Consider the following 23106-nt stretch of genomic DNA (forward strand, 5'->3'; position numbering starts at 1 on the left):
CGCCACCCGCCGGGGGTATTCCCCGCTGGACGGGCGCTTGCCCCCTGCGGTCCCCGCCGTGCCCGCTGGGCGGGGCATCCGACGCCGCGCCGGATGGGCCGCGCCGCCCGGCCATGGCGGGTTTCGACGTGCCCCCGACGGGCACAGTACGCCATGGCTACCGACGACGCCCCGGCGGCGACGATCACCCCGTACGAGGACGGCCCGTTGCTGGTCCGCGGCGACTTCGCCCTGGTCACCCCCGAGGGCCGGACCATCGACGCGCGCCGGGGCACCGTGGCGCTGTGCCGGTGCGGCAGGTCGGCGCTCAAGCCGTTCTGCGACGGCACGCACAAGGCGGTGCGGTTCCGCGCCGGCACCGACCGGGAGGGCTGACCGCCCGACCGGCGCCGCCCGCACAGCCCCGCCGACCCCGCAGGGGGCCACGCCGGCGGAAGCTGCTCGGGCCGCGCCGGGGCGAACGCGGGCGGTCAGGCGACGGCGGTGACCGCCGGGCGGGTCGCCGGCCGCAGCGAGCTCTTCCCCCGGGCCCAGGCGTCCAGCACGTGCCCGGCGAAGAGGCCGTCGACCGCCAGCGCCGCCGCCGCGCCGAAGATCAGGTCGGGTACGAGCGCCGGTTCGGCCCGGGCCAGCCCGCCGCACAGGTCGTGCGCGGCGACCTGCTCGTGCACGGCGTCGGCCTCGACGTGCTCGTCGTAGAACCGGGTGGCCGCCTCGTCCAGGCCGAGCCGCCGCAGGCCGTTGCCGTAGCGGCGGTTCGGCAGCGAGGAGGTCATCTCGAACGCCGCCAGGTGGCCCAGCAGCGCGCCGCGCAGCCGGCGGTGCAACCCGAACAGGGAGATCAGGTTGTTCGCGGCCAGGGTGACGGCCGGGACCCGGTCCAGGTGGGCGGCGTAGCCGGTGTCCAGGCCGAGCCGGTCCATGGTCCGCCGGAACAACTCGGCGTGCATCCGGTCCAGCCGGCCGTTGCCGTACTCGTCCATCTGGATCTCGACGAGCGCGGCCTTGGCCGGCCCGCCGAGCCGGGGCAGCCCCCAGCTGTGCGGGTCCGCCTCCCGCAGGTGGTAGACCGAGCGGTGCACGACGAACTCGCGGAACTGTTCCAGGGTCGCCCGGTGCTGCACCGTCACGGCCAGCGCCGGGCCGTCGTCGGCGGCCACCAGCTCGGCCAGCGCCCGAGGCACGCCGGCGGGCGGCACCGCCGGCGACGGCCCGGCCAGTCGGCGCAGCGCCGCCTCGAAGACCCGCTCGGCCCCGGCCCGCAGGGCCAGCAGGCCCGGCTGCCACTCCCAGTGCTCGGCCACCCCCGCCCAGCCCCGATAGTGCAGCTCGTAGCAGAGGAAGAGGGTGAGCTGGAGGTCCTCGTCGATGAGCGGGCCGGGCCCGCCGTCGTCCGGGGCGAACCGGGCGCCGAGGTCCGCCGGCGGGTCGTGCGGCGGCTGGCGCAGCGCCGCCACCAGCGCGGCGGAGACCGGGCCCCGGGCCCGCGGCAGGGACGCGGGACCGTAGCGACGGTCAGCGGGCTCAGGCATGGCTCTCCTCGCGGGTGCCGGCGTACCCGGGGGTGCCCCGGCCCGGCGGGACTAAACGAGGTCGTCGGCCTCGACGGCGACCCGGGTGTCGAGCATCCGCTCCCGGACCAGCCGGGCCGCGGCGCCGTCGGCGAACAGGCCCCGCAGGTCGGCCAGCGCCGGCTCCGGGGGGCGCAGCGGCACGGTGGGGTCGACCACGGCCTCCAGCACGCTGGGCCGGTCCGCGGCGAGGGCCTCGTCCCACGCCGCGCCGACCAGTTCCGGCCGGTCCACCCGGACGCCGTGCAGGCCGAGCAGCCGGGCCCACCCGGCGTACGGCACGTCGGGCCGGCGGGCGGACGCCCCGGCGGGTGACCGGCCGCCGCCCGTGCCCGAGTGGTCGCGGTTGTTGAGCACCAGCACCACCAGCCGGGGGTCGGACCACTCCTGCCAGAGTCGGGCCACGGTGATCAGCTCCGCCAGGCCGTTGAGCTGCATCGCGCCGTCCCCGGCCAGCGCGATCACCGGCCGGTCCGGGCGGGCCAGCTTCGCCGCCACCGCGTACGGCAGGGCGCAGCCCGTCGAGCCGAGGGTGCCGCAGAGCTGGGCGGTCACCCCGGGCCGTAGTTCCAGGTGCCGGGCGTACCAGTAGATGACCGAGCCGACGTCGACGGCGACCGCGGCCGAGCGGGGCATCCGGGCGGAGAGTTCGTGCAGCACCAGCTGCGGGTTGACCGGCTCGCCGGGCTCACCGGCCCGGGCCACCGCCTCCTCCCGCCACCGGTCCACCGAGCTCTCCACCGTCCGGCGCCAGTCCCGCCGGGCCCGCTCGGGCACCCGGTCGAGCAGGGCGCGCAGGGTCTCTCCGGCGTCGCCGACCAGCGGCACGTCCACCGGGTAGCGGGTGCCGATCCGGCGGCCGTCGATGTCGATCTGGATCGTGCGGGCCTGCCCGGGCATCGGGTAGTAGTCGGTCCACGGGTCGTTGGTGCCGACCATCAGCAGGGTGTCGCAGCCCCCCATGAGCTGCGCGGCGGCGGTGCTGCCGACCTCGCCGAGCACTCCGGTGTGGAAGGGCAGCCGCTCGTCCAGCACCGGCTTGCCGAGCAGGCTGGTGGCCACCCCGGCGCCGAGCCGGTCGGCCAGCGTCACGATCTCGTCGGCCACGCCGTGCGCGCCCTGACCGACCAGGATCGCCAGCCGGCCGCCGGCACCGAGCAGGGACGCGGCCGCCGCCAGGTCGGCGTCGTGCGGGAGCACCCGGGCCAGCGGCTCCCCCGGGGTCGCCGACGTCACCCCGGCGGCCTGCGGCAGCAGGTCGGGCACCACGGCCGCCTGCACCTCCCGGGGCAGCACCACGCAGGTGGGGCTGCGGGTCGCGGCTGCGGTGCGGAACGCCTGATCCAGCACGCCGGGCACCTGCTCGGGCGTGCGCCCGTACCGGACGAACTGGTTGCAGACGTCGCCGAAGAGCCGGCTCAGCCCGATCTCCTCGTGGGCGCCGCCGAGCGGGCCGGTGATGTCCTCCCCGACGATCGCCACCATCGGCTTGCTGTCCAGCTTGGCGTCGTACAGGCCGTTGAGCAGGTGGACGGCGTTGGGCCCCTGGGTGGCCAGGCAGACGCCGATCCCGCCGGTGAACTTGGCGTGCCCGCTGGCCATGAAGGCGGCGGTCTCCTCGTGCCGGGCGGGGACGAACTCCGGGTCCCCGCCCGATCGGTCCAGGGCCGCGACGACCGGGGCGATGGCCTCGCCCGGGCAGCCGAAGACGCGTGGCACCCGCCAGGCCCGCAGCCGCTCCACCACCAGGTCGGCCCCCGTACGCTCAGCCATTTCCCCGCCCGGGGGTGGCGGCGTCGACGTAGCGCAGCACCGCGCCCACCCCGTCGGTCAGCTCGGGCGCCTCCTCGGGGGCCAGCACGGTCAGCTCCGCGTCGGTGCCGACGAGCGCCCGGACCAGGGCCGCGTCGGCGCGTACCCGGTGCGGGTCGGGCACCGACATGGCGCTGAGCTGCCCCGGGTCGGTGGAGATGTCGAGCGGTCCCGGGCCGATCCACAGCTCCTCCGTGGACGACGGGTCGTCCACGATCAGCATGGTGTCGACCTGGTTGCGTTGCAGCGCCGACACGACCGCGTCGAGGCCCGCCCCGACGTCCTCCTGCATGCCGAAGCGGTCCAGTGCGGCGGTGATCCGCTGGTCGGCCACCTCGGCGATGGTCTGCACGGTGAGGTCGTCCATCAGCGTCGGGTCCGCCCCGGCGTGCCGCGAACCGGCGTCGGTGCGCACCACCATGTCCTGCCAGCGCTCGGGGAGCTGGGCGGCGATCATGCCGGTGGCCCGCACGTCGCCGGCGACCACCAGCACGTCCGCGCCGACCTTCTCGGCCAGCTCCACAGTGGCCGCCGCCACGTCGCCGGCGTTGTGGTGCCACGCCTCCGTGGCGGCCCGTTGGTAGCGGGACTGCGACCAGCCACCCGGCTTGACCCGGCGCAGCGGGAATTCGTCCCGGCCGGTGACGTGGGCGCGGCGGGGAACCCCGCCCGCGCTGACCGCCACGGCGTCGGCGCCGGTCCGGTCGGCCAACACCCGTACCCAGGCGATCTGCTCGCCGCGCTGGGCGAGCATCGGCATGGTGTGCGGCAGCTCCGAGACCGCCGCCAGGTCCCGTACCGGCGGCGCGGACAGGTACTCGCTGAGCACCGCCCGACCCCGGGTCGCGAACACGGCGATGCCGTAGTCGCCGGGCATCGGATCGTGGCCGCGGACCACCCGCTCGACGGCGTCCACGGTCGGCGCGTCGGCGCCCTGTTCCAGCAGTTCGCCCTTGAGGGCCCGCCAGCGCAGGTCGAGCGCCGGACGGGCGTCCTCGGTGTCCCGGGAGGCGTCCATGTACACCGAACACCACGGCCCGGGACGGTCGTAGAGCGGGCGCAGGAAGGACAGCTGCATGCTCGACCCCTTTCCAGCTCGGCCCCCCGCTTACCCGCGCCGGTGGCCTTGTCACCTGACCGCGCCACGAACGTGACTCGCGTTCATTCACGTCGTTCACCCGAGCGTGCGGATACGATCGGTGCAGGGAACCGGACTCTCGGTGATGAACAACTCTCGGTGGTGCACATGGACAGCGACCTCGAATACCGGCCGATCGCTCGCCCGACGCAGCGGATCGTCACCGGCCGGGTCGTCCGGTTGCTCGACGGCTATCCCCGCGAGCTGAGGATCGGCCAGCCGGTGCTGGTCGCCGTGGTGATGGCCGCCAGCGTGATGGGCCTGCTGCTGCTGGGGTTGCGCTCCCTGCTGTCCCACGGCGGCGGCGGGGCCCGGCGCAGCTGGAAGGCACTGCGCAAGGGCCCGGAGTTCCTGGTCACCCCGCTGCGGCTGCGCGACTCCGCCGACCAGCTCTGCGAGGTGGAGCTGCACGGGCACCTGCCGCAGAGCGCCCTGCATCCGTCCGACTGGGTGCAGATCACCCTCCGGCCGCAGGACCCGGACCTGCCGCCCCGGGTGGAGCAGATCGTCAACCTCACCACCGGGCAGCTGCTGCGCCCGCGCACCGCCACCCTGTGGAGCCATCTCGGCCCGCCGCTGCTGATCCAGGCAGCTCTGGGGGCGGTGCTGATCGCCGCGATCGCCGTCGCCGTCGTGCTCACCTGAGGGAACCCCTGGCGGATTCCGGCCGGCGTGAGCAGCGCGTTACCGGCCGGCGCGGGAAGCGCGTTACCGGCCGGCGCGGGAAGCGCGTTACCGGCCGGCGCGGCCCGCCGTCCGGCTGCGGGCGAGGAATCGCTCCACCGTGGCCGCGAATGCCGACGGGTCGTCCACCCAGGGGAAGTGCCCCGCCCGGGGCTGCACCACCAGCTCGGCGTCGCCGAACAGCGCGGCCAGCTCGCGTACCGCCGTGCAGGTCGGCCAGATGTCGTACTCACCGACCACCAGCAGCACCGGCGTCGGGAGCGCCGCGAGCCGCCCCGGCAGCGCGGGATCAGGGTCGAAGCCGGCGTAGAAACCGTCCGTCGCGGGCTGGGTGAACTGGTCCGGCTCGGCGGACGCCTGCGCCCGCGCCGCGGCGTTCCACTCGCCGTACAGCAGCGGCGCGGACAGCCAGCGGTACCGCGCCAACTCCTGCGGCGTGCCGGCCTCGGCGTGCAGCGCGGCGACAGCCTCCGCGTGCCAGGGCTCGTGCGCCCGCAGGGCGAGCACCTCCGCAATGCCGAGGTCCGACTGGAGGTCGACCACCCGCAGCGACGGGTCGACCAGTACGAGGCTGTCGAGCCGGTGTGGATACGCGGCAGCGTAGAGCAGGCAGACCCCGCCGCTGGCCGAGTGCCCGAACAGGTCCATCCGGTCCAGCCCGAGGTGACGGCGCAGCGCCTCGACGTCCTCGACGATCCGGTCGACGCGATAGGTCGCCGGATCGGCCGGCACACCGGACCCGCCCGTGCCCCGGTTGTCGAGCAGGACCAGGGTCCGGTGCGCGCTGAGCCCGCCCAACTCGCCCAGATACTCGACGGCCTGCCCGGGTCCACCGGGGATGCACACCAGCGGCGGACCTGAACCAACGAGCCGGTAACCGAGTTCGGTGCCGTCCCAGGAGCGAAAGCGCTGCACGCCGCCGGATTCTGCCACGCACCGGCAAGCCTTCACGCCCGGGAGCTCACGACACAGCCACCCGTACGAAAGCGTCGCTGGCACCCCCACGACCCGCTACGCCCCGGCGCGCCTGCAAATTCACGGAATTAGTGGCCTCGCGCCCGCGTAAGGCCACTAATTCCGTGAATTTGCGTGACCTTCAGGGCCCAGGGGGCTGGGAGGGGTGGGGGCGGGTTGTGGGGTTTCCGGTGGGGTGGGGGCGGGCAACGGGGTGCCATGTTCGAGGGGTTCGCGCTTGAGGAGATCGACGTCGGCGAGGTACGGCTGCGGGTGCGCCACGGCGGGTCGGGACCGCCGGTGGTGCTGCTGCACGGCCACCCGCGTACCCACGCCACGTGGCACCGGGTCGCGCCGCTGCTGGCCCGGGAGCACACCGTGATCTGCCCGGACCTGCGGGGCTACGGCGGCTCGTCGAAGCCTCCGAGCGACCCCGGGCACACCACGTACGCCAAGCGGGCGATGGCCCGCGACGTGGTCGGCCTGCTCGACGCGCTCGGCCACGACCGCGCGGCGGTGGTCGGGCACGACCGGGGCTGCTACGTGGCGATGCGCACGGCGCTGGACCACCCCGACCGGGTGACCCGGCTGGGGGTGCTCGACGGGGTGCCGATCGGCGAGGCCCTGGCCCGCGCCGACGCCCGGTTCGCGGCCCGCTGGTGGCACTGGTTCTTCCTCGGCCAGTCGGACAAGCCGGCCGAGCGGGTGATCACCGCCGACCCGGACGCCTGGTACGGCGGCTCGCCGGCCGTGATGGGCGCGGAGGCGTACGCCGACTACCGCCGGGCGATCCACGACCCGGCGACGGTGCACGCGATGTGCGAGGACTACCGGGCTGGGCTCGGCCCGGACCGGGCGAGTGACGGACGCCGCCGATGACGGGTGCCGCGCGGGCGAGCCGGCCCGGCATCGGCGGCGGTCAGCCGACCGGGGTCAGCGGGCGGTCCGGCTCGGGTGTGGTGCGCAGCATGCCCCGCCGGGCGGCCCAGCGCTCGAAGATCAGGGTCGCGAACGGCGGAACGGAGCAGGCCAGCGCCACGACGGTGGGCCACAGCCGCCACCGGTGCAGCCGGGCCACGGCCAGCACCAGCAGGCCGTACACGACGAAGAGCCCGCCGTGGATCGGCCCGAAGATCTTCACCCCGATCTCGTTGTCCGGCGGCCCGTACTTGACGGCCATGCTGACCAGCAGGGCCAGCCAGGAGCAGGCCTCGGCGATCGCCGCCGCCACGAACAGTTTGGTGATCTTCTCGCGCATCGTCACTCCCCCACCGGTTGCCGGCCATGCTAACCAGCCCGGCGGGCCGATCTGGGCAGCGACGGGCTGACGCGACGGGAATCACGCGGGCCCCGGTTGGGTACGTGTAGGGACCTTCGGGTCTTCCCCGACCCGCGCCGCCGTGCGAGGTTAGGGGGACCAACGGCGACAAGGCGGTGACGATGGGCGAGGACGTCGGCGTACGGACATTCACCCGCGAGGACCGGGCCCGCTATCGCGAGAAGGTGCGGCGGTGCCTGGACGTCTTCGCCGAGATGCTTCGGGAGTCCCGATTCGACGTCGAGCGGCCGATGACCGGGGTGGAGATCGAGCTCAACCTGGTCGACGACGACTCGATGCCGGCGATGCGCAACGCCGAAGTGCTGACCGCCATCGCGGACCCGAGCTTCCAGACCGAGCTTGGGCAGTTCAACATCGAGATCAACGTCGCGCCGCGCCGGCTGGCCGGAGCCAGCACCGCCGCGTTCGAGGAACACATCCGGGCCAGCCTGAATGCCGCCGAGACGAAGGCCCGTGGCGTCGGCGCGCACATGGTGATGATCGGCGTCCTGCCGACGCTGCGGCCGGAGCACCTGACCGCCGAGACGCTGTCGGCCAATCCGCGCTACAAGCTGCTCAACGAGCAGATCTTCGCCGCTCGCGGCGAGGACCTGCGGATCTCGATCAGCGGGGTCGAGCGGCTCGCGGTCACCGCCGACACCATCACCCCCGAGGCGGCCTGCACCAGCACCCAGTTCCACCTTCAGGTCAGCCCGGCCCAGTTCGCCGACTACTGGAACGCCGCCCAGGCGATCGCCGGCATCCAGGTGGCCCTCGGCGCGAACTCGCCGCTGTTCTTCGGTCGGGAGCTGTGGCGCGAGACCCGCATCCCGCTGTTCCAGCAGGCCACCGACACCCGGGCGGAGGAGATCAAGGCCCAGGGGGTACGCCCGCGGGTGTGGTTCGGCGAGCGGTGGATCACCACGGTGTTCGACCTGTTCGAGGAGAACGTCCGCTACTTCCCGGCGCTGCTGCCGGTGTGCGACCCGGAGGACCCGGCCGAGGCCCTCGCCCGGGGTGACGTGCCGAAGCTCGCCGAGCTGCGGCTGCACAACGGCACCGTCTACCGCTGGAACCGCCCGGTGTACGACGTGTACAAGGGCCGCCCGCACCTGCGGGTGGAGAACCGGGTGCTGCCCGCCGGCCCGACCGTGCTCGACACGGTCGCCAACGGCGCGTTCTACTTCGGGCTGGTCCGGGCCCTCGCCGAGTCGGACCGGCCACTGTGGTCGCAGATGTCGTTCAGCGCCGCCGAGGAGAACTTCAATGCCTGCGCCCGGCACGGCATCGACGCCCAGGTGTTCTGGCCCGGCTTGGGGTACCTGCCCGTCACCGAGCTGGTGCTGCGCCGGCTGCTGCCGCTGGCCCATGACGGGCTGGACCGGTGGGGCCTGGACCCGGCCGAGCGGGACCGGCTGCTCGGCATCATCGAGCAGCGCTGCCTGACCGGCCGCAACGGGGCCACCTGGCAGGTGGAGACGCTGCACCGGCTGGAGTCCGCCGACCACCTGGACCGGCCGGCGGCGCTGCGCGAGGTGGTCCGGCACTACGTGGACCTGATGCACAGCAACCAGCCGGTCCACGAGTGGCCGATCCCCTGAACACTCGTGGCCCGGGCGGCTGCCCGTTCGATGGGGGTGAACGCCGCCGCCGACTCCGCGTGCTGGGCAGAGGACGCGGAGTCAGGCCGTCTCCTGCCGGACGCCGCGGCGCCAGACGGCCCGGATCCCGAGCGTGTCGGTGATGGTGGTGGTGGGGTCGCCGTCGACCAGCAGCAGGTCGGCGCGGGCGCCGGGCGCCACCCGGCCGCGGTCGGTCAGCCCGAACCGGCGGGCGGGCAGGGCGGTGGCCGCCCGCAGGGCCTGGACGGGGGTGAGCCCGGCCGCGACCAGCAGCCGCAGCTCGTGGTGCAGGCTCGCGCCGTGCGCGAGGCCGCCCAGGGACGGCACCGGCACCGACACGTCGGTGCCGGCCAGGACGTCGACGCCGGCCGCGTGCAGGGCGCCGACCGTGGCCAGCACGTCCTCGAGCTTGCCCTGCGGGTACACGTCGAAGCTGCCGCACAGGGTGTCCAGCCACGGCTGACTCAGCTTCGACCGCACCCGCTCGTCGGCCGCCAGCTCCGCGCCGGTGCCGCCCATGATGGACGAGACCAGCACCAGGCAGGGGATGACGAACGCGCCGGCGTCGGCCAGCGCGGCGACCAGCTCCGGGGGGTGTGGGCGGTCGATGAACACGTGGGTGAACCCGTCCACCCCCGTCGCGATGCCCTGGGCGGTGGCCTCCGCAGTGAGGGCGTGTGCGAGCGCCATCCGGCCGTGCTCGTGCGCCGCGCGCACCCCGGCGGCGACCGTCTCCTCGCTCATCGTCGGCAGCCCGGGGTGGCCCAGCACGCTCCCCTCTTCGATCATGATCTTGATGTAGTCGGAGCCGTCGGCGACCAGCGCCGCCACCGAAGCGGCCGCTTCCTCCGGGGTGCTGACGTCCGGCATCACGAGCGGCCCCTCGGACGGGTCGGGCAGCTCGACGCCCGGGGGCGGGCCGTCCCCGGGGAACAGCTCGGAGGGGTGGCCGCCAGGGGCGGTCAGCGCGAAGCCCGCGGAGCGCACGTCCGCCAGGTCGTCACGGTCGGCGACCTTCCCGCGCCGCACCGACGTGAATCGGCCCTGCATCTCCAGTTCGGTGGTGACCCCGAAGGACAGCGCGTCCCGCAGCCCGGCCGGGGAGGTGTGGACGTGGGAGTCGATGAGACCGGGCAGCAGGGTCGCGCCCCGGGCGTCGACGACGGTCGCGCCGTCGGGCACGGGCCCCCCGAGCGCCACGATCCGCTGTCCGTCGAGCACGACGGTGCGCTCCTCGATGACGCGTTCGCCGTCGAAGATCCGGGCGCCGGTGATGGCGGTGATCATGATCAGCTTCCTCTCCCTTGAGAGGCCCCACGGCCCCTTAACGCCGTTAAGCCCCTAACGTCGTTAAGGATTACTTGAACGGTGTTAATCTGTCAAGCGTGACCTCCCCCTCCCCCGGCCGGGCGACCCGGCTCGACCGCCACCACGTGGTCCGCACCGCCCTGCGGCTGGTCGACGAGGTGGGCCTCGATGGGCTGACGATGCGCCGGCTCGCGACTGAACTCGACGTGAAGGCGCCCGCGCTGTACTGGCACTTCGCGAACAAGCAGGAGTTGCTCGACCACGTCGCGCACCTGATGACGCTGGACTGGCTCCGGGCGCTGCCCGAGGTCCCCGCCGGGGCGTGGGACGAGTGGATCACCACGCGCGCCCGCGACTACCGGCGACTGCTGCTCTCGCGCCGCGACGGCGCCCGGCTGGTGGCCGGCACCCGGCCCCTGGCCGAGAGTTTCCCGCTGCTCGACGCCGCGGTCGGCACCTTCGCGCAGGTGGCGGACTGCCGCCCCGGCACGGCGCTGCGCTGCCTGGTCACCGTCAACACGTACGTGGCCGGCTTCGTCCTCGAGGAGCAGGGCGAGCTGGACCGCGAGCCCGACCCGGCGGAGCAGCCCGGGGCGGACCCCGCCCGGCTGGCCCTACTGCGATCGGGGCGCCCGGCCCCCCACCTCTCCGCAGCCATCGACGAGGTCGGCGCCCCCAGCGGTGAGGAGACCTTCGAGTACGGGCTGGGCCTCATCGTCGAGGGGGTGCGCGTCCGCCTGGCCTAGCTGGACGTCCGCAGACGCCGGCACGGCCGACCCGGCCCTCGCCCAGCTCACGGCGAGCGACATCGGGACGCCTCGGAGCCGTACGTGGCGGGCCACCAACCCGGGCGATCCTATTGACAGTCGATAGGTTCCGAGTGATAGTCGATGCATGTTGACAGAGCATCGAGCGGTGGGCCCGCTCAGAGTCTTCCTGGTGCTGCTGTTCGGGATCCTGGTCATGTTCCAGACCCTCTCGCTGCCCGGGCAGTTCGCGCACATGGCCAAGGAGTCCCCGGACCAGGCATACCTCAGGTGGCCAATGACCGCCGTCACGGTGTTCTGGGTGCTGTGCATCCAGGTCGTGATCGTCTCCACCTGGAAGTTGCTCACCCTGGTCAAGCGCGACCGCATCTTCAGCGACGCCGCCCTGGCGTGGGTGGACGCGATCGTGTGGGCGATCGTCGCCGCCTGGGTGGTGCTGCTGGGGGTGTTCCTCTACATCGGCGTCAACGCGTCGGACCCCGGGCTGCCGGTCCTGCTGTTCCTGATGCTGGTGGGTGTCGCCGTGCTGGGACTCCTGATGGTGGTGATGCGGGCACTGCTGCGGCAGGCCACCACACTGCGTACCGACATGGAAGCGGTGATCTGATGCCCATCGTCGTCCGCATCGACGTCGAGCTGGCGAAACGCAAGATGAGCGTCGGTGAGTTCGCCGAGCGTGTCGGGCTCACGCCCGCGAACGTCGCGGTGCTGAAGAACGGCCGCGCCAAGGCCGTCCGCTTCAGCACCCTGGAGGCCATCTGCCGGGTGCTCGACTGCCAGCCCGGTGACCTGCTCGAATGGGTCGACGAATGAGGAACCGTCTCCGGGGAAGCCGCCCTCAGCCCTCCCCCGCCGTCGGGACATCGGGGTCGTCGATCACGGCACCGGCGTGGAACACGACGCCACCGAGGACGTCCCGGACGTCGCGTCGGCGGGCGAACCGCGCCCCGGCGAAGGTGACGTCACCGTGGAACGAGGCGCGCCCCTCGGAGCCGCCGAGCCCGAAGGCGATTCTGGCGAACGTGCTCGCGTCGAAGCGGGTGGCACCGTGGAACTGGGCGCCCGCGAAGTTCGCGTAGCCGGCCTGACACCCGCTGAGGTCGAGGTCGACCAGCGTCGCGCCGCACAGCGGCAGGTTGGTCTGCGGCCAGTGTCGATCTCCCGCCCCGCCCGCGGTGCCGGGTGCCGGGCGCAGGCGCTCGGCGAGCAGCCGCTGGGCGTCGCGCCGCAGCCGGACCTCCCCGGCCTGGGCGGGGGTCAGCTCGCCGGTCACGTCGAACGGCAGTGGCACCCGCAGGTACGCGCACACGGCGTCGACCACGCGCTGGCGCAGCTCCAGCCTCCCGTCACCGAGTTCACCGAGGGCCCGCAGCCCCGCGCGGCGGACGTCGGGATCGCGGTCGGCGAGCTGACGGGAGTAGGGCGCGACGGAACCGTCCACGACGAGCGCGGTCGTGCCGTCCGGGCCCGGCGCCGACGCCCAGCCGAGGGGCCAGCGCGCCGGATCGTCGCCGGCCGGGCCGACCCACCGGGCGCCGTCGAGGTCGACGGCGGGCTGGTCGAGGTGCACCGGCCCGCCGAACCAGGCGTCCCGGAACGTCGCGTCCGCACCGAACCGCGCATTGCAGAACCAGGCGGGGCCGTCGAAGCGGGCGCTCCGGAACGACACGTCCCCGCCGAAGCGGGCCCCGTCGCCGCCCTCCTCCCAGCCCTGGTAGTCGCCCATCAGGACGGCGACGGGCCAGCCCGGGTCGTCCTCGTTCGGCTCGTCCCAGGGCGCGGGTCGGACGCCCTCGACGGTGTCCCAGGCCGGATCGTCCTCCCACAGCTCCTCCTCGCCCCGCCCGAACCAGGCCATCGCGGCGAAGCCGACCCGTTCGAAGCTGGCCGGACCCCGGAACCGGGCCCGCCCGAAGACGGCGTCGGCGGCGAACCGGGCGTCGTCGAACCGGACCGGGCCGTGGAAGACGGCACGGGCGAAGATCGCGTCGCCGGTGAACCGGGCGTCGGCGAACGAGGTCGCCCCGAGGAACCGGGTGTCGGCGAACCGGGCCCCGGCCAGCTCACACCCGCCGAGATCGGCATCCACGAGGGTCGCACCGGACAGGTCCACGACGACACCCGGCGACGCCCCGCCCGCCCCCGCGTCCTCGCCCGCTCCGGCACGCGCGCCCGCGCCCGCTCCGCCCGTCTCGCCCGCCCCGGAGGCGGCGGGGCGCAGCAGCCCGACGAGCACCCGCAGGGCCGCCCGCCGCAGGGCGACACCCGCGACGTCCGCTCCGCCCACCGCGCCCGCGCCGTCCACTGCCGGAGCGGCAGGGGGCGTACGCAGGTAGGCACAGATCGCGTCGGCCGCGTCCTGGCGTAGTGCCGGGTCGACCGCGCCGAACTCCGCCAGCCGCCGCAGGGCGCCCTCCCGCTGCGCGCCTCGCGCCTGCGTCACCTGCCGGACGGCGATCCGGAACGCCTCGACGCCTACTTCCCCGACCGGCACGCGACCCTCCAGACCCGGTACGGCAGCCCGTTTACCGGCATTCGCCGCCAGGACCGCCCCCGACGCGCCTGCGAAGGATAGCGGCGGGCGGTGACAGCAGCACCCGCTCCCGGCCCTCTCGTATACGCTGTGGCCTGCGGCAACCGCAAGATTTGAGCCTTGTCCACACCGTACAGACGATCATGCGGTGGCCGCTTCGCGTTCACACGGCTGACGTTCTACCGGTGGCTGCGTGGGGAGGGCGAGGCTAGGTGGCCCGGCTGAGCCGTTCGGCGAGGCTCCGGACATGGTTGACGAGTTCGGGGGGATCCAGGACCTGGAAGTCGATCCCCTTCAGGGCGACGTAAAGAGCGATCTCGTCCAGCGAGCGCGATCCCACATGAAGGATGCAGCTGTGCTCGTCGACCCTCTCCACCCGGCCGGCTGTGGGTGAGGACCGGTCGGCGACGACGTCCAACGGGGCTCGCATGAGGATCCGGGCCTGATACCGGTAGGGCGCTGCGGCGACGGCGTGGGAGACGTAGCTGGCCGCGTCCTGGGGCGAATCCCGGGGGACGAACCGCGGGCCGGTGGGCACCCGTGGTCGTAGTCGGTCGACGCGGAAGGTGCGCCAGTCCTGCCGGTCGACGTCGTACGCCATCAGGTACCAGCGTCGGCCGGTGTGCACCAGGCGGTGTGGTTCGCTGGTGCGGACCGTCTCGGTACCGTCGTGGGCGCGGTAGTCGAAGCGTAGGCGCTGGTGGTCCCGGCAGGCCGCGGCGATCGTGGTGAGAGTGTCCGCGTCGACGGTCGGACCGCCGGCGTACAGCGGCTCCATCGCCGTCTGGATCAGGTTGATCCGGTGACGCAGCCGCGCCGGCAGGAGTTGCTCCAGCTTCGCCAGGGCCAGGACCGAGGTTTCGGCGATGCCGGCGACCGAGCCGCCCGCCGCCGTACGCAACCCCACCGCGACAGCCACCGCTTCCTCGTCGTCGAGCAGCAGCGGCGGCATTGCGGCTCCGGCCTCGAGCCGGTAGCCACCGCTCACCCCGACGGCGGCGGTGACCGGGTAACCGAGACCACGCAGCTTTTCCATGTCGCGGCGCACCGTGCGGTCCGAGACCTCGAGCCGGCGAGCGAGTTCCGCGCCGGTCCAGTCACGGTGCGCCTGCAACAACGACAGTAGGCGCAACAGACGCGCCGAGGTCTCCAACATGAGAGAAACTCTGCCGGAGAACACGGACGGAAGCTGACCGCAATTGTTCCTAGGCTCGCTGACATGACGATCAACAACGAGATCCGGCCGTTCCGCATCGACGTGCCGCAGTCCGCTCTTGACGACCTCGCCGACCGCCTCGGCCGCACACGTTGGGGTCAGCCACTTCCCGGAAACGACTGGGAGCGCGGCGTCCCGGTGGAGTACCTGAGGCAGCTGGCACGCTACTGGGCCAGTGGCTATGACTGGCGCGCGCACGAAGCGCGGCTCAATGCGTACCCCCAGTTCACCACCGAGATCGACGGGCAGAACATTCACTTCCTGCACGTCCGCTCGGCAGAGCCCGACGCGCTACCCTTGGTGCTCTCCCACGGCTGGCCGGGTTCCATCGTGGAATTCCTGGACGTCGTCGGCCCGCTGACCGACCCGCGAGCGCACGGCGGCGACCCGGCCGACGCCTTCGACCTGATCATCCCCTCGCTGCCCGGCTTCGGGTTCTCCGGGCCGATCCGGGAGGCCGGCTGGGACAGCCGGCGCATCGCGTCCGCCTTCGCCGAGCTGATGCGTCGGCTGGGCTACCGGCAGTACGGCGCCCAGGGTGGCGACTTCGGCGCGTTCATCTCCCCCGACCTCGGGCGGGTCGACCCGGACCACGTCGTCGGCGTCCACGTCAACGCGGCCACCGCCGGCTTCATCCCCTTCGGCGAGATCGACCCAGCCGATCTGGCCGAACTCAGCGCAGCGGACAAGGATCGACTGGAGCGGATGAACGCATTCCTCGGCGAGGGCAACGGATACTTCCAGATCCAGGCCACCCGGCCACAGACCCTGGCGCACGCGCTCACCGACTCGCCGGCCGGGCAGCTCGCCTGGATCGTTGAGAAGTTCAAGGAATGGACCCAAGGCGGCGGCCTGCCCGAGGACGCGGTGGACCGCGACCTCATCCTCACCAACGTGATGCTCTACTGGCTCACCAGCACCGCCGGGTCGGCGGCGAACATCTACTACGAGAGCATGCACTCGCACAACTGGCCCACGCCATCGGGGGTTCCCACCGGCGTCGCGGTCTTCGCCGAGGACATCGCCATCCGGCGCTACGCCGAGCAGGGAAACACCATCGTGCACTGGTCGGAGTTCGACCGGGGCGGACACTTCGCCGCCCTCGAATCACCCGACCTGCTGGTCGAAGACGTGCGTGCGTTCTTCCGCAGGCTCCGCTAGCCCAGGTCAGGGGCGATGCCATCCGATCTGCCCGAATAGCGGGTGGGCAGGTTCAGGGCGGATGCGGGGGCGCCGACGATGTATGCAGATAGATTGATCTCTTGTAGCGTGGGCCCATCGTCACATACCCCTGGAAGGGAAGTGGACATGCCCAGAATCACCGTTCGCGTCCTCGGCGCCCTCAGCGCGAGCGTGCTCAGCGCAACTCTCGGTGTCCTGGCGGTCGCCGCGCCTGCTCAGGCCGCGGCCCGCGATGGAATCTGCGACGCCGGCGAGTTCTGCTACTACTACAACAGCGACAACGCGGGATCGATCTCCGATCACATCGGGTCACTGGGAGACTACGGCTCGACCCAGCCGAGCTGCTACGAGTTCAAGGGCGCCGGCAGCGGCAAGGGCGTGTGCGTCAAGAACAACGCCGCCTCCGTGTGGAACCGCACCAGCAGCACGGTGCGGGTCTACTACAACAGCAACTACGACAGCACCTACGCCTACCAGAACTTCGCGCCCGGCGCGAAGGCGAACCTGAACGCCACGCTGAAGAACAACAACGCCTCCCACCAGGTCATCTCCGCCGGGACGACCTATCCGGCCAAGGACGACTACCCGTACAAGGGCGCGACCTCGGGCATCGACCCCTGGAACTTCTACAAGGGGCAGTGCACCAGTTTCGCCGCCTGGGCGGTGCGGAGCCGGGTCGGCGTGCCCTTCACCAACCAGTACGGGGGCCAGGCGCAGTGGGGTAACGCCAACCAGTGGGTCGGTGCTGCCGGACGTGCCGGGGTGCCGGTCTACAACAGCCCGAAGGCCGGTGACGTCGCGGTCCGCCTGGGCGGCACCTACGGTCACGTCGCCTTCGTCACCAGCGTGAACTCCAACGGCACCTTCGAAATCGACGAGTACAACTACGTCAGCGCGGACAAGTACAGCCACCGGACGGTGTCGGTGGGAACCGCCAACAACCAGTTCTCCAAGTTCATCCGCTTCAAGTGACCTTCCGCCTCAACTGAGGGATGCGGGCACGCCGGCCCAACGGGGTGGGCGTGCCCGCGTCGCAGGTGATCGCCGCCGGGTGGGTCGGGCGGGGCCCTGGTGGCTGGGCCGCAGGGGACGGGCCTCGCCCGCCAGGGCGGCTCGGTCACCGGGTGAGGCCGACGAGCGTCGCCAGGCGCGCCACGCCGGCCGGCACCGGGTGCGCCCGCGCAACCTCAGCGATCACCGTACGCGCCGCCGGCCGGCACCGGACCTCTGCCGGCGCGACACCGTCCGCGTCGACCAGCACCCGCCCGGCCCCGTCCAGGTCACCCACCTGCAAGTACGCCCACGCGGCATCCACCAGGTACCCGGCCCGATACTCGGCCGGCAACCGCCGCCACGCCTCCCCCCGTACCACCTGCTCGTGCCGGCCCACCGCCTCCCCGGCCTCCCCCAGCTCGACCGCCGCCACCACCCGGGCCAACTCGACGGCGACCGGCCCGAAGCTGGTCCGGTGCGGGTCGTCACCGGCCCCGAGCAAGGCGGCCACCCCGGCGGCCCGGTCGGCCAGCTCCCCCGCCCGGCCGGCATCGCCGCAACCGGCGGCGGCCAGGACCCCCTGGATCAGCAGGGCCCCGTGCACCGTCGACGGCGCAAGGCGGCGGGCGGCGTCGCCCGTCACCGCCAGCGCCAACCGGTCGCGGCCCAGCGCCCGCAGCGCCTGCCCGACCGACACCGCCGCCGACGCCGCCAGCACCGGATCACCGCCGGCCACGGCCACCGCGCGGTCGGCGGCCAGCCACCCCAGGTCGGCCTCGCCGAGCTTCACCAGCACCGAAGAGGTGATCCGGTACGCCTGCACCAGCAGCTCCGGCGCGTCCACGCGCAGGCCCCGGGCGGCATCCAGCAGCCCCGGCAGCAGCCGCACCAACTGGGCGTAGTACGCGTGCTGGTAGGTCAGCCAGGCGTGCTCCACGTGCCGGCCCGTCTCCGCCACCGACACCGTCGCCCGGCGGATGTCGTAGCGGGCGAGGGCGGCGCGGACCTCGTCCACCCCGTCCAGCGGGCCGGCGCTCATCGGCGGCGGGCGGTCCTCGCCGAGCAGCGCCAGCACATCGACCCGCAGCACCTCGGCGACCTCCTGGATGACCGCGTACCGGTCCAGCGAGCGGACGCCCCGCTCGACCTTGTCCACCCAGCTCTTCGACCGGCCGAGCCGATCCGCGAGCACCTGCTGCGTCATCCGCCGCCGCACCCGCCAGCGCGCCACCCGGCGGCCGATCGGCTCGTCAGCGCTGGTCACGTAACCACCGCCGATCCGGCACCGCCCGGGTGGTCTCCTCCACCGGCACGCGCTCCGCCTCGGCCAGGTCGAGAATCCGCTTCCGGGCGGCCTCCCGCTCGGCCGCCTCGGCCTGTTCACCCCGACTGGTCGCCGGCTTATCGCTCTCGCCCTGCATCCCACCTCCATGGATAGGGGCGATGAGTGGTCGCCCACCGATCGCCTTCAGCTCCCCTGCGACCGAAGAGAGCACGGATGGCCGGCCTGGGGCCGGCACCTACCGCGCCTCCGGTCGGCCCACTTGCGTCACTCCTGCTGGTCATCACGCCTCCCGCCAAGGCCGCGATAACGGAGCCGTGGGCACCCGCTTCGGGAACGGGCGCCCACGGCGGGACTCCCTGCCGCCAAGCCGGTCAGCCCCACAAGCAACTTAAGACGCAATGTGCGCAGGGTCAACACCTGACGCACATAGCGTTGAAAGTTGGCCCTGCCGTGTGGTCTGCTTGCACCAGCCGCCAAGCTGGGAGCACCACCTATGTCTGAAGCCGCGTACCTACAGGTCACCCGGGACATCCGAGACCAGATCAGTTCCGGCCGGTTGAAGCCGGGCGACAAGCTGCCGTCCTTCGCTGCCCTGTGTGAGCACTACAAGGTCAGCAACACCGTCATCCGCGCCGCCATGCTCCTACTCAAGGCCGAGGGGCTCATTGACGGCCGGCAAGGCAAGGGTGTGTACGTCGCCGACCCGCTCCCCCGATAGCCTGGTCGCCCATGGTGGGCCAGGACCCACACCACTGCGCCACCCGACGACCGATCGCCTCGTCAGCGCTCGTCACGCCGCCATCGCCGCTGCGGCACCGCCCGATGGCCTCCTCCACCGCACATGCTCCGCTCACCCACGGCGATCAGCCGCTTTTCGGCGGCCTCGCGCGAAATCGCCTCTCCCTGCTCGCCCACCATCGGCCCCTGCCGGGTCGGCCTGCCCAGGTTGGCCCCTATGGAGCTGCCCCGTCTGTGCGGTCGGTGGAGTGGGAGCGTGGACGGGGCAGCTCCATAGGGGCCGAAGGGCAGGTCCCCGACCGGGTGGTAGGCGATTGTCAGGTCGCCGACCGACCGCCCGGTGTACAGGGCGGCGTGGGGCAGCGTAGCGGCGGCCCCCGGGCATTTGGGCGAAATGTGGAACAGCTGAGGTTCGGCGGAACCGAGACCTCGGCCCCCGCACGGCGCACCACCACCAGGAGCGTCATTTCCGACGGCACGACTGACCGCGCGGGAGATCTTGGTAAAAAACGGCCCCCGGAGGGGCCATTTCCTTCCATGATCTCCGGTCATCCTGAGGTACGGAACGGGATTCCCGGAAGGTGGATGAACTTCAAACAGGATCGGACACCCCGCGACTTTGCCGGGGCCCTGGTCCCGCACGGAGCCGTAGAGCAACCACACCGCACGGAGGGACAACGCAAACTGGTTGGATAACGCCGTGCATCAGGCAATCGAATGGGTCGGACGCCATGTGTTGGACTGCGGCGTCGTCGAGCGATCGTTTCGCTTGGCCAGAGCCGCGAGCACCGTTCCGGGCGTACTGTGGCTACCACCTGCTCCCGTCTCACCGCCCCGTCTGGTCCTGCTGGGACATGGGGGTGGCGGGCACAAGCGAAGCGAGCGGATCGTCAGGCTGGCGCATTGGTTCGCATCACATGCCAGCCTCGCCGCGCTGGCCATCGACGGACCATATCATGGCGATCGGATTCCCTCTCCGCTGACCGCCGCCGAGTATCAGTCGTGCATCGCCGCAGAGGGCATTGATGTCGTTCTTGATCGGATGGCAGACGACTGGCGGGGGACTGTGAACGTCCTCGGCGATTTGGGCATCGTGGACGCAGGCAACCTGGGGTACCTGGGGATTGTCCATGGGGACACGGTTCGGCCTTCCCTTAGCGGCTGCCCTGGACGGCCGATTTCGTTGTGTGGTCCTCGGCAAGTTTGGGCTTCGGCAAGGAGCGGGCCTGCACAAGGGCCTGGATGCACCGGAACGCATCGTGAGAGATGCGCGAAGGGTCACGGCCCCGACTCTCTTCCACATCCAATGGCACGACGAGCTTCTCCCGCGAGATGGCCAACTGGCCCTCTTCGACATACTTGGATCACGAAATAGGCAATGGGTCGGTTTTGCAGGTAGACACGCTGATACCAAGTCTGCGGCTATCGCCCTCTGGCGGAACTTCACATCCAAGCACATGGATCACGGCACCTGACTCGCCGCGACCCGCCCTTCATTCGGCAGCACTGGTTCGCCGGCGAGTCCCGATGACGCCTGCCAGGCATCCCGCCGCACAGCGCCACGACCGTCGCCGGCAGAAGCGGTTGCCGACCTTCCGCCGCAGACGCGCCTCGTCCGGGCCTCCCGCCCGCGAACAGTGCCACCGACGGCGTTCAGATCAGATAAGGACCGGACAGTCAACAAGCGACTCACAATTGGGTTAGGCCACAAACGGCCCGGAACTGCAAGGGCATTGAGATTGTCATCTCTACCGACAGAGTTCCTGGTTGACGAGGAGAGCCGGTTCTATACTTGCCGCCGGAATACGCTCCGGCCCATCCGGGTCGAGGGGAACAACCAGTACGAGGATTTGCGTATGCGGCGGAATTCTGCTCTGCACAACGGCGCTGCCGGCGCCCACCGAGCCGCGATCGCCGAGGAGCAGGAGTTTCTCGACGTGGCCACGGCCCGGCGCGACAGGCTGGCCGACCACCTGCAGGCCGAGCTCTCGGCAGACGCCCTGGACGCGTTGGAGCGGGCCCGGCAGCGCATGCTCCGCCAGCAGTACGAAGAGCTGCGGCGAGCACGGGAAGGGCTGGTCTTCGGCCGCCTCGACGGCCTTGATGGCACCGTGCGACACGTGGGCCGGGTCGGCCTCCGCACCGACGGCGAGGACGGTGAGCCACTGCTGGTGGACTGGCGTGCTCCCGCAGCGCGGCCGTTCTACACCGCGACGGCCGTCGACCCACAGGGTCAGGCACGGCGCCGTCACGTACGCACGGCGGGATCGGTCGTCGTCGGCGTGGACGACGAGCCACTGGACGGCACCATGACGGCGGAACTCGTCGGCGAGGGCGCTCTACTGGCCGCCCTCGACCAGCGGCGCACCGGCCACATGTCGACGGCGATCTCCACGCTGCAACGCGAGCAGGACGACATCATCCGGGCCGAGGCGACCGGCCCGCTGATCGTTCAGGGCGGTCCCGGCACCGGCAAGACCGTCGTTGCTCTGCACCGCGTCGCCTACCTGCTGTTCGCCCACCGCACGATGGCCGACCAGGCGGTCCTGGTCCTCGGCCCCTCGCCGCGCTTCCTCGAATACATCGCCCAGGTGCTGCCCGCGCTCGGCGAGACCGCCGTCGTCTCGGCGACCTGCGACACTCTGCTGCCCGAAATCCGCGTGGGCCGCGACGAGAGCCGGCTGCTCGCCGAGATCAAGGGCCGATCCCTCTGGCAGACCGCGCTCGAAGAGCACGTCACGTCGCTGCTCCCCCGGCCCCGTGAGCTGAAGCTGCGCTGGGAGGGCGATTTCTACGTCATCCCGGCCGCCGCGGTGGCGCAGGCGCTCGCCTCGGCGGTGCAGGGACGCCCGTACCATCGCGCCCGCGCGGCGTTCGCCGAGCAGCTGCACCACCTCCTTGCCGAAGCCGTCGCCGAGCAGCGCGAGGCGCTGATGGACGAGATGGAGGAGGGCTTCGAGGACATCCTCGCCCGCTTCGACAAGGGCATGAAGCACGACCAACACTTCGGCAGGACGTCCACCGGCAGCGACGTCGACGGGTTGCTCTCCGAGGAGGAGATCGAGCAGCTCCGCTCTCGTATCGCCGAGAACGCCACCATCGCCCGATTCGTCGAGGCATGGTGGCCCACCCGGGGAGCCGAGAACCTGCTGCGCGATCTCCTGACCGACCGCACCCTGCTGGCCCGGTTCGCCCCGCAGCTGGCCCCGGAGGAGGCCGCCGCCGTCTCGGCCGAGCCCGCCGGGTGGGCGTCGAGCGACATCCCCCTGCTCGATGCCCTCGCCGACCTGCTGGGCGAGGTCGAAGCCCCGCAACCACAGGGCGAGTTCGTCGCCGACCGCGCTCGCCGGCAACGCGGCTGGGTGTACGGCCACGTCGTCATCGACGAGGCGCAAGAGCTGTCCGAGATGCAGTGGCAGATGGTCCTGCGGCGCTGTCCCAGTCGCTCCATCACCGCGGTCGGCGACATCGACCAGGCGGAGGCAGCGCACCGGCACACCAGCTGGGCACAAGCGGTACAGGCTGTTTTCGGAGACCGCTGGACCGCCGCGGAACTGACCATCTGCTACCGGACCCCGCGCGAGGTCATGGACCTCACCGGACCGGTTTTGAGGAAAGCCGGCAGCCGCAACGCGCCACCCCGGGCGGTGCGCTCCTCCGGCATCGCCCCCTGGGAGCTCACGATCACGCCCGCAGAGCTCGCCGACGCCGCCGCTCAGGCAGTACGGCAGCTCCAGCAGCGGTGGCACGGCGGCACGGTCGGCGTCATCGCCCCCGCCGACCGCATCGCCGAACTCCTGGCCAGGCTGAGCGATGTGCCGGTGCTCACCGCCACCCAGTCCAAGGGATTGGAATGGGACGCGACGCTACTCATCGACCCCCAGGGCATCGCCGCTGAACCGCGTGGCTGGAACGGCCTCTACGTCGCGCTCACCCGATGCACGCAGGAACTCGGACAGTTGATGCTCACTTGACATCCTCTCCG

At 72.1% G+C, this 23106-nt stretch carries 22 protein-coding genes; 11 read left to right on the top strand and 11 right to left on the bottom strand.

What is annotated here, in order from left to right; translation table 11 throughout:
- Positions 1 to 153: 153 nt before the first annotated feature.
- The gene (locus tag GVV04_RS19620) at positions 154 to 375 is read left to right on the top strand and encodes a CDGSH iron-sulfur domain-containing protein (RefSeq protein ID WP_161689547.1); all 222 of its coding nucleotides are present in this window, start codon (positions 154 to 156) and stop codon (positions 373 to 375) included.
- Positions 376 to 470: 95 nt separating this feature from the next.
- Here GVV04_RS19620 and GVV04_RS19625 read toward each other — a convergent pair whose 3' ends face one another.
- From GVV04_RS19625 to GVV04_RS19635, 3 genes are read right to left on the bottom strand one after another with little or no spacing between them, the layout of a single operon-like run.
- On the bottom strand, positions 471 to 1532 hold the full coding sequence (locus GVV04_RS19625) for an iron-containing redox enzyme family protein (protein ID WP_161689548.1): 1062 nt from the start codon (positions 1530 to 1532) through the stop codon (positions 471 to 473).
- Positions 1533 to 1583: 51 nt separating this feature from the next.
- Complete coding sequence (locus tag GVV04_RS19630) at positions 1584 to 3344, bottom strand: thiamine pyrophosphate-binding protein (RefSeq protein WP_161689549.1); 1761 nt, start codon at positions 3342 to 3344, stop codon at positions 1584 to 1586.
- Complete coding sequence (locus GVV04_RS19635) at positions 3337 to 4461, bottom strand: baeRF2 domain-containing protein (protein WP_161689550.1); 1125 nt, start codon at positions 4459 to 4461, stop codon at positions 3337 to 3339. Before GVV04_RS19635 ends, GVV04_RS19630 begins: the two co-directional genes overlap by 8 nt.
- A gap of 159 nt (positions 4462 to 4620) precedes the next feature.
- Here GVV04_RS19635 and GVV04_RS19640 point away from each other — a divergent pair, with 159 nt between their 5' ends.
- Complete coding sequence (locus GVV04_RS19640) at positions 4621 to 5166, top strand: hypothetical protein (RefSeq protein ID WP_328822470.1); 546 nt, start codon at positions 4621 to 4623, stop codon at positions 5164 to 5166.
- A gap of 87 nt (positions 5167 to 5253) precedes the next feature.
- Here the strand turns inward: GVV04_RS19640 and GVV04_RS19645 are convergent, their stop codons facing one another.
- The gene (locus tag GVV04_RS19645) at positions 5254 to 6120 is read right to left on the bottom strand and encodes an alpha/beta fold hydrolase (RefSeq protein WP_161689552.1); all 867 of its coding nucleotides are present in this window, start codon (positions 6118 to 6120) and stop codon (positions 5254 to 5256) included.
- A gap of 258 nt (positions 6121 to 6378) precedes the next feature.
- Here GVV04_RS19645 and GVV04_RS19650 point away from each other — a divergent pair, with 258 nt between their 5' ends.
- A complete protein-coding gene (locus GVV04_RS19650; RefSeq protein WP_235966473.1) occupies positions 6379 to 7038 on the top strand; it encodes an alpha/beta fold hydrolase in 660 nt (219 codons plus the stop codon).
- Between the two features lie 40 nt (positions 7039 to 7078).
- On the opposite strand, the gene GVV04_RS19655 is transcribed toward GVV04_RS19650, so the two are convergent.
- Positions 7079 to 7417: a DUF3817 domain-containing protein gene (locus GVV04_RS19655; RefSeq protein WP_161689553.1), complete on the bottom strand. Its 339-nt coding sequence runs from the start codon at positions 7415 to 7417 to the stop codon at positions 7079 to 7081.
- A 182-nt stretch (positions 7418 to 7599) separates the two neighbouring features.
- On the opposite strand from GVV04_RS19655, the gene GVV04_RS19660 reads away from it, so the two are divergent.
- Positions 7600 to 9078: a glutamate--cysteine ligase family protein gene (locus GVV04_RS19660; RefSeq protein ID WP_161689554.1), complete on the top strand. Its 1479-nt coding sequence runs from the start codon at positions 7600 to 7602 to the stop codon at positions 9076 to 9078.
- An 81-nt stretch (positions 9079 to 9159) separates the two neighbouring features.
- On the opposite strand, the gene GVV04_RS19665 is transcribed toward GVV04_RS19660, so the two are convergent.
- Positions 9160 to 10386, bottom strand: coding sequence for an amidohydrolase family protein (locus tag GVV04_RS19665; protein ID WP_201753824.1), 1227 nt, complete (start codon positions 10384 to 10386; stop codon positions 9160 to 9162).
- 98 nt (positions 10387 to 10484) lie between these two features.
- Here GVV04_RS19665 and GVV04_RS19670 point away from each other — a divergent pair, with 98 nt between their 5' ends.
- The 3 genes from GVV04_RS19670 to GVV04_RS19680 all read left to right on the top strand — a co-directional run bounded on the left by GVV04_RS19670 (position 10485) and on the right by GVV04_RS19680 (position 11987).
- A complete protein-coding gene (locus GVV04_RS19670; RefSeq protein WP_201753825.1) occupies positions 10485 to 11153 on the top strand; it encodes a TetR/AcrR family transcriptional regulator C-terminal domain-containing protein in 669 nt (222 codons plus the stop codon).
- Positions 11154 to 11322: 169 nt separating this feature from the next.
- The gene (locus GVV04_RS19675) at positions 11323 to 11781 is read left to right on the top strand and encodes a DUF2975 domain-containing protein (RefSeq protein WP_328822471.1); all 459 of its coding nucleotides are present in this window, start codon (positions 11323 to 11325) and stop codon (positions 11779 to 11781) included.
- The gene (locus tag GVV04_RS19680) at positions 11781 to 11987 is read left to right on the top strand and encodes a helix-turn-helix domain-containing protein (protein WP_161689556.1); all 207 of its coding nucleotides are present in this window, start codon (positions 11781 to 11783) and stop codon (positions 11985 to 11987) included. Before GVV04_RS19675 ends, GVV04_RS19680 begins: the two co-directional genes overlap by 1 nt.
- A gap of 25 nt (positions 11988 to 12012) precedes the next feature.
- On the opposite strand, the gene GVV04_RS19685 is transcribed toward GVV04_RS19680, so the two are convergent.
- Both GVV04_RS19685 and GVV04_RS19690 read right to left on the bottom strand, forming a co-directional pair.
- Positions 12013 to 13668, bottom strand: coding sequence for a pentapeptide repeat-containing protein (locus tag GVV04_RS19685; RefSeq protein ID WP_161689557.1), 1656 nt, complete (start codon positions 13666 to 13668; stop codon positions 12013 to 12015).
- Positions 13669 to 13915: 247 nt separating this feature from the next.
- The gene (locus tag GVV04_RS19690) at positions 13916 to 14863 is read right to left on the bottom strand and encodes a helix-turn-helix transcriptional regulator (RefSeq protein ID WP_161689558.1); all 948 of its coding nucleotides are present in this window, start codon (positions 14861 to 14863) and stop codon (positions 13916 to 13918) included.
- 63 nt (positions 14864 to 14926) lie between these two features.
- On the opposite strand from GVV04_RS19690, the gene GVV04_RS19695 reads away from it, so the two are divergent.
- Together GVV04_RS19695 and GVV04_RS19700 are read left to right on the top strand one after the other, a co-directional pair.
- Positions 14927 to 16084 carry an epoxide hydrolase family protein gene (locus GVV04_RS19695; protein WP_161689559.1) on the top strand — a complete coding sequence of 386 codons (1158 nt, stop codon included), beginning with the start codon at positions 14927 to 14929 and terminating at the stop codon, positions 16082 to 16084.
- 147 nt (positions 16085 to 16231) lie between these two features.
- Entirely contained in the window at positions 16232 to 17077 is an 846-nt protein-coding gene (locus tag GVV04_RS19700; protein ID WP_161689560.1) for a CHAP domain-containing protein, read from the top strand.
- A gap of 145 nt (positions 17078 to 17222) precedes the next feature.
- Here the strand turns inward: GVV04_RS19700 and GVV04_RS19705 are convergent, their stop codons facing one another.
- Together GVV04_RS19705 and GVV04_RS33245 are read right to left on the bottom strand one after the other, a co-directional pair.
- On the bottom strand, positions 17223 to 18362 hold the full coding sequence (locus GVV04_RS19705) for a helix-turn-helix domain-containing protein (protein ID WP_328822472.1): 1140 nt from the start codon (positions 18360 to 18362) through the stop codon (positions 17223 to 17225).
- Positions 18349 to 18519 carry a hypothetical protein gene (locus GVV04_RS33245; protein ID WP_235966475.1) on the bottom strand — a complete coding sequence of 57 codons (171 nt, stop codon included), beginning with the start codon at positions 18517 to 18519 and terminating at the stop codon, positions 18349 to 18351. Before GVV04_RS33245 ends, GVV04_RS19705 begins: the two co-directional genes overlap by 14 nt.
- A gap of 357 nt (positions 18520 to 18876) precedes the next feature.
- Here GVV04_RS33245 and GVV04_RS19710 point away from each other — a divergent pair, with 357 nt between their 5' ends.
- Complete coding sequence (locus GVV04_RS19710) at positions 18877 to 19101, top strand: winged helix-turn-helix domain-containing protein (RefSeq protein WP_161689562.1); 225 nt, start codon at positions 18877 to 18879, stop codon at positions 19099 to 19101.
- Between the two features lie 933 nt (positions 19102 to 20034).
- On the opposite strand, the gene GVV04_RS19715 is transcribed toward GVV04_RS19710, so the two are convergent.
- A complete protein-coding gene (locus tag GVV04_RS19715; RefSeq protein ID WP_161689563.1) occupies positions 20035 to 20253 on the bottom strand; it encodes a hypothetical protein in 219 nt (72 codons plus the stop codon).
- A 607-nt stretch (positions 20254 to 20860) separates the two neighbouring features.
- Here GVV04_RS19715 and GVV04_RS19720 point away from each other — a divergent pair.
- On the top strand, positions 20861 to 23095 hold the full coding sequence (locus GVV04_RS19720) for a HelD family protein (RefSeq protein ID WP_235966476.1): 2235 nt from the start codon (positions 20861 to 20863) through the stop codon (positions 23093 to 23095).
- Positions 23096 to 23106: the final 11 nt, after the last annotated feature.

The sequence above is a fragment of the Micromonospora rubida genome (assembly GCF_009908295.1).
GTDB lineage: Bacteria > Actinomycetota > Actinomycetes > Mycobacteriales > Micromonosporaceae > Micromonospora > Micromonospora rubida.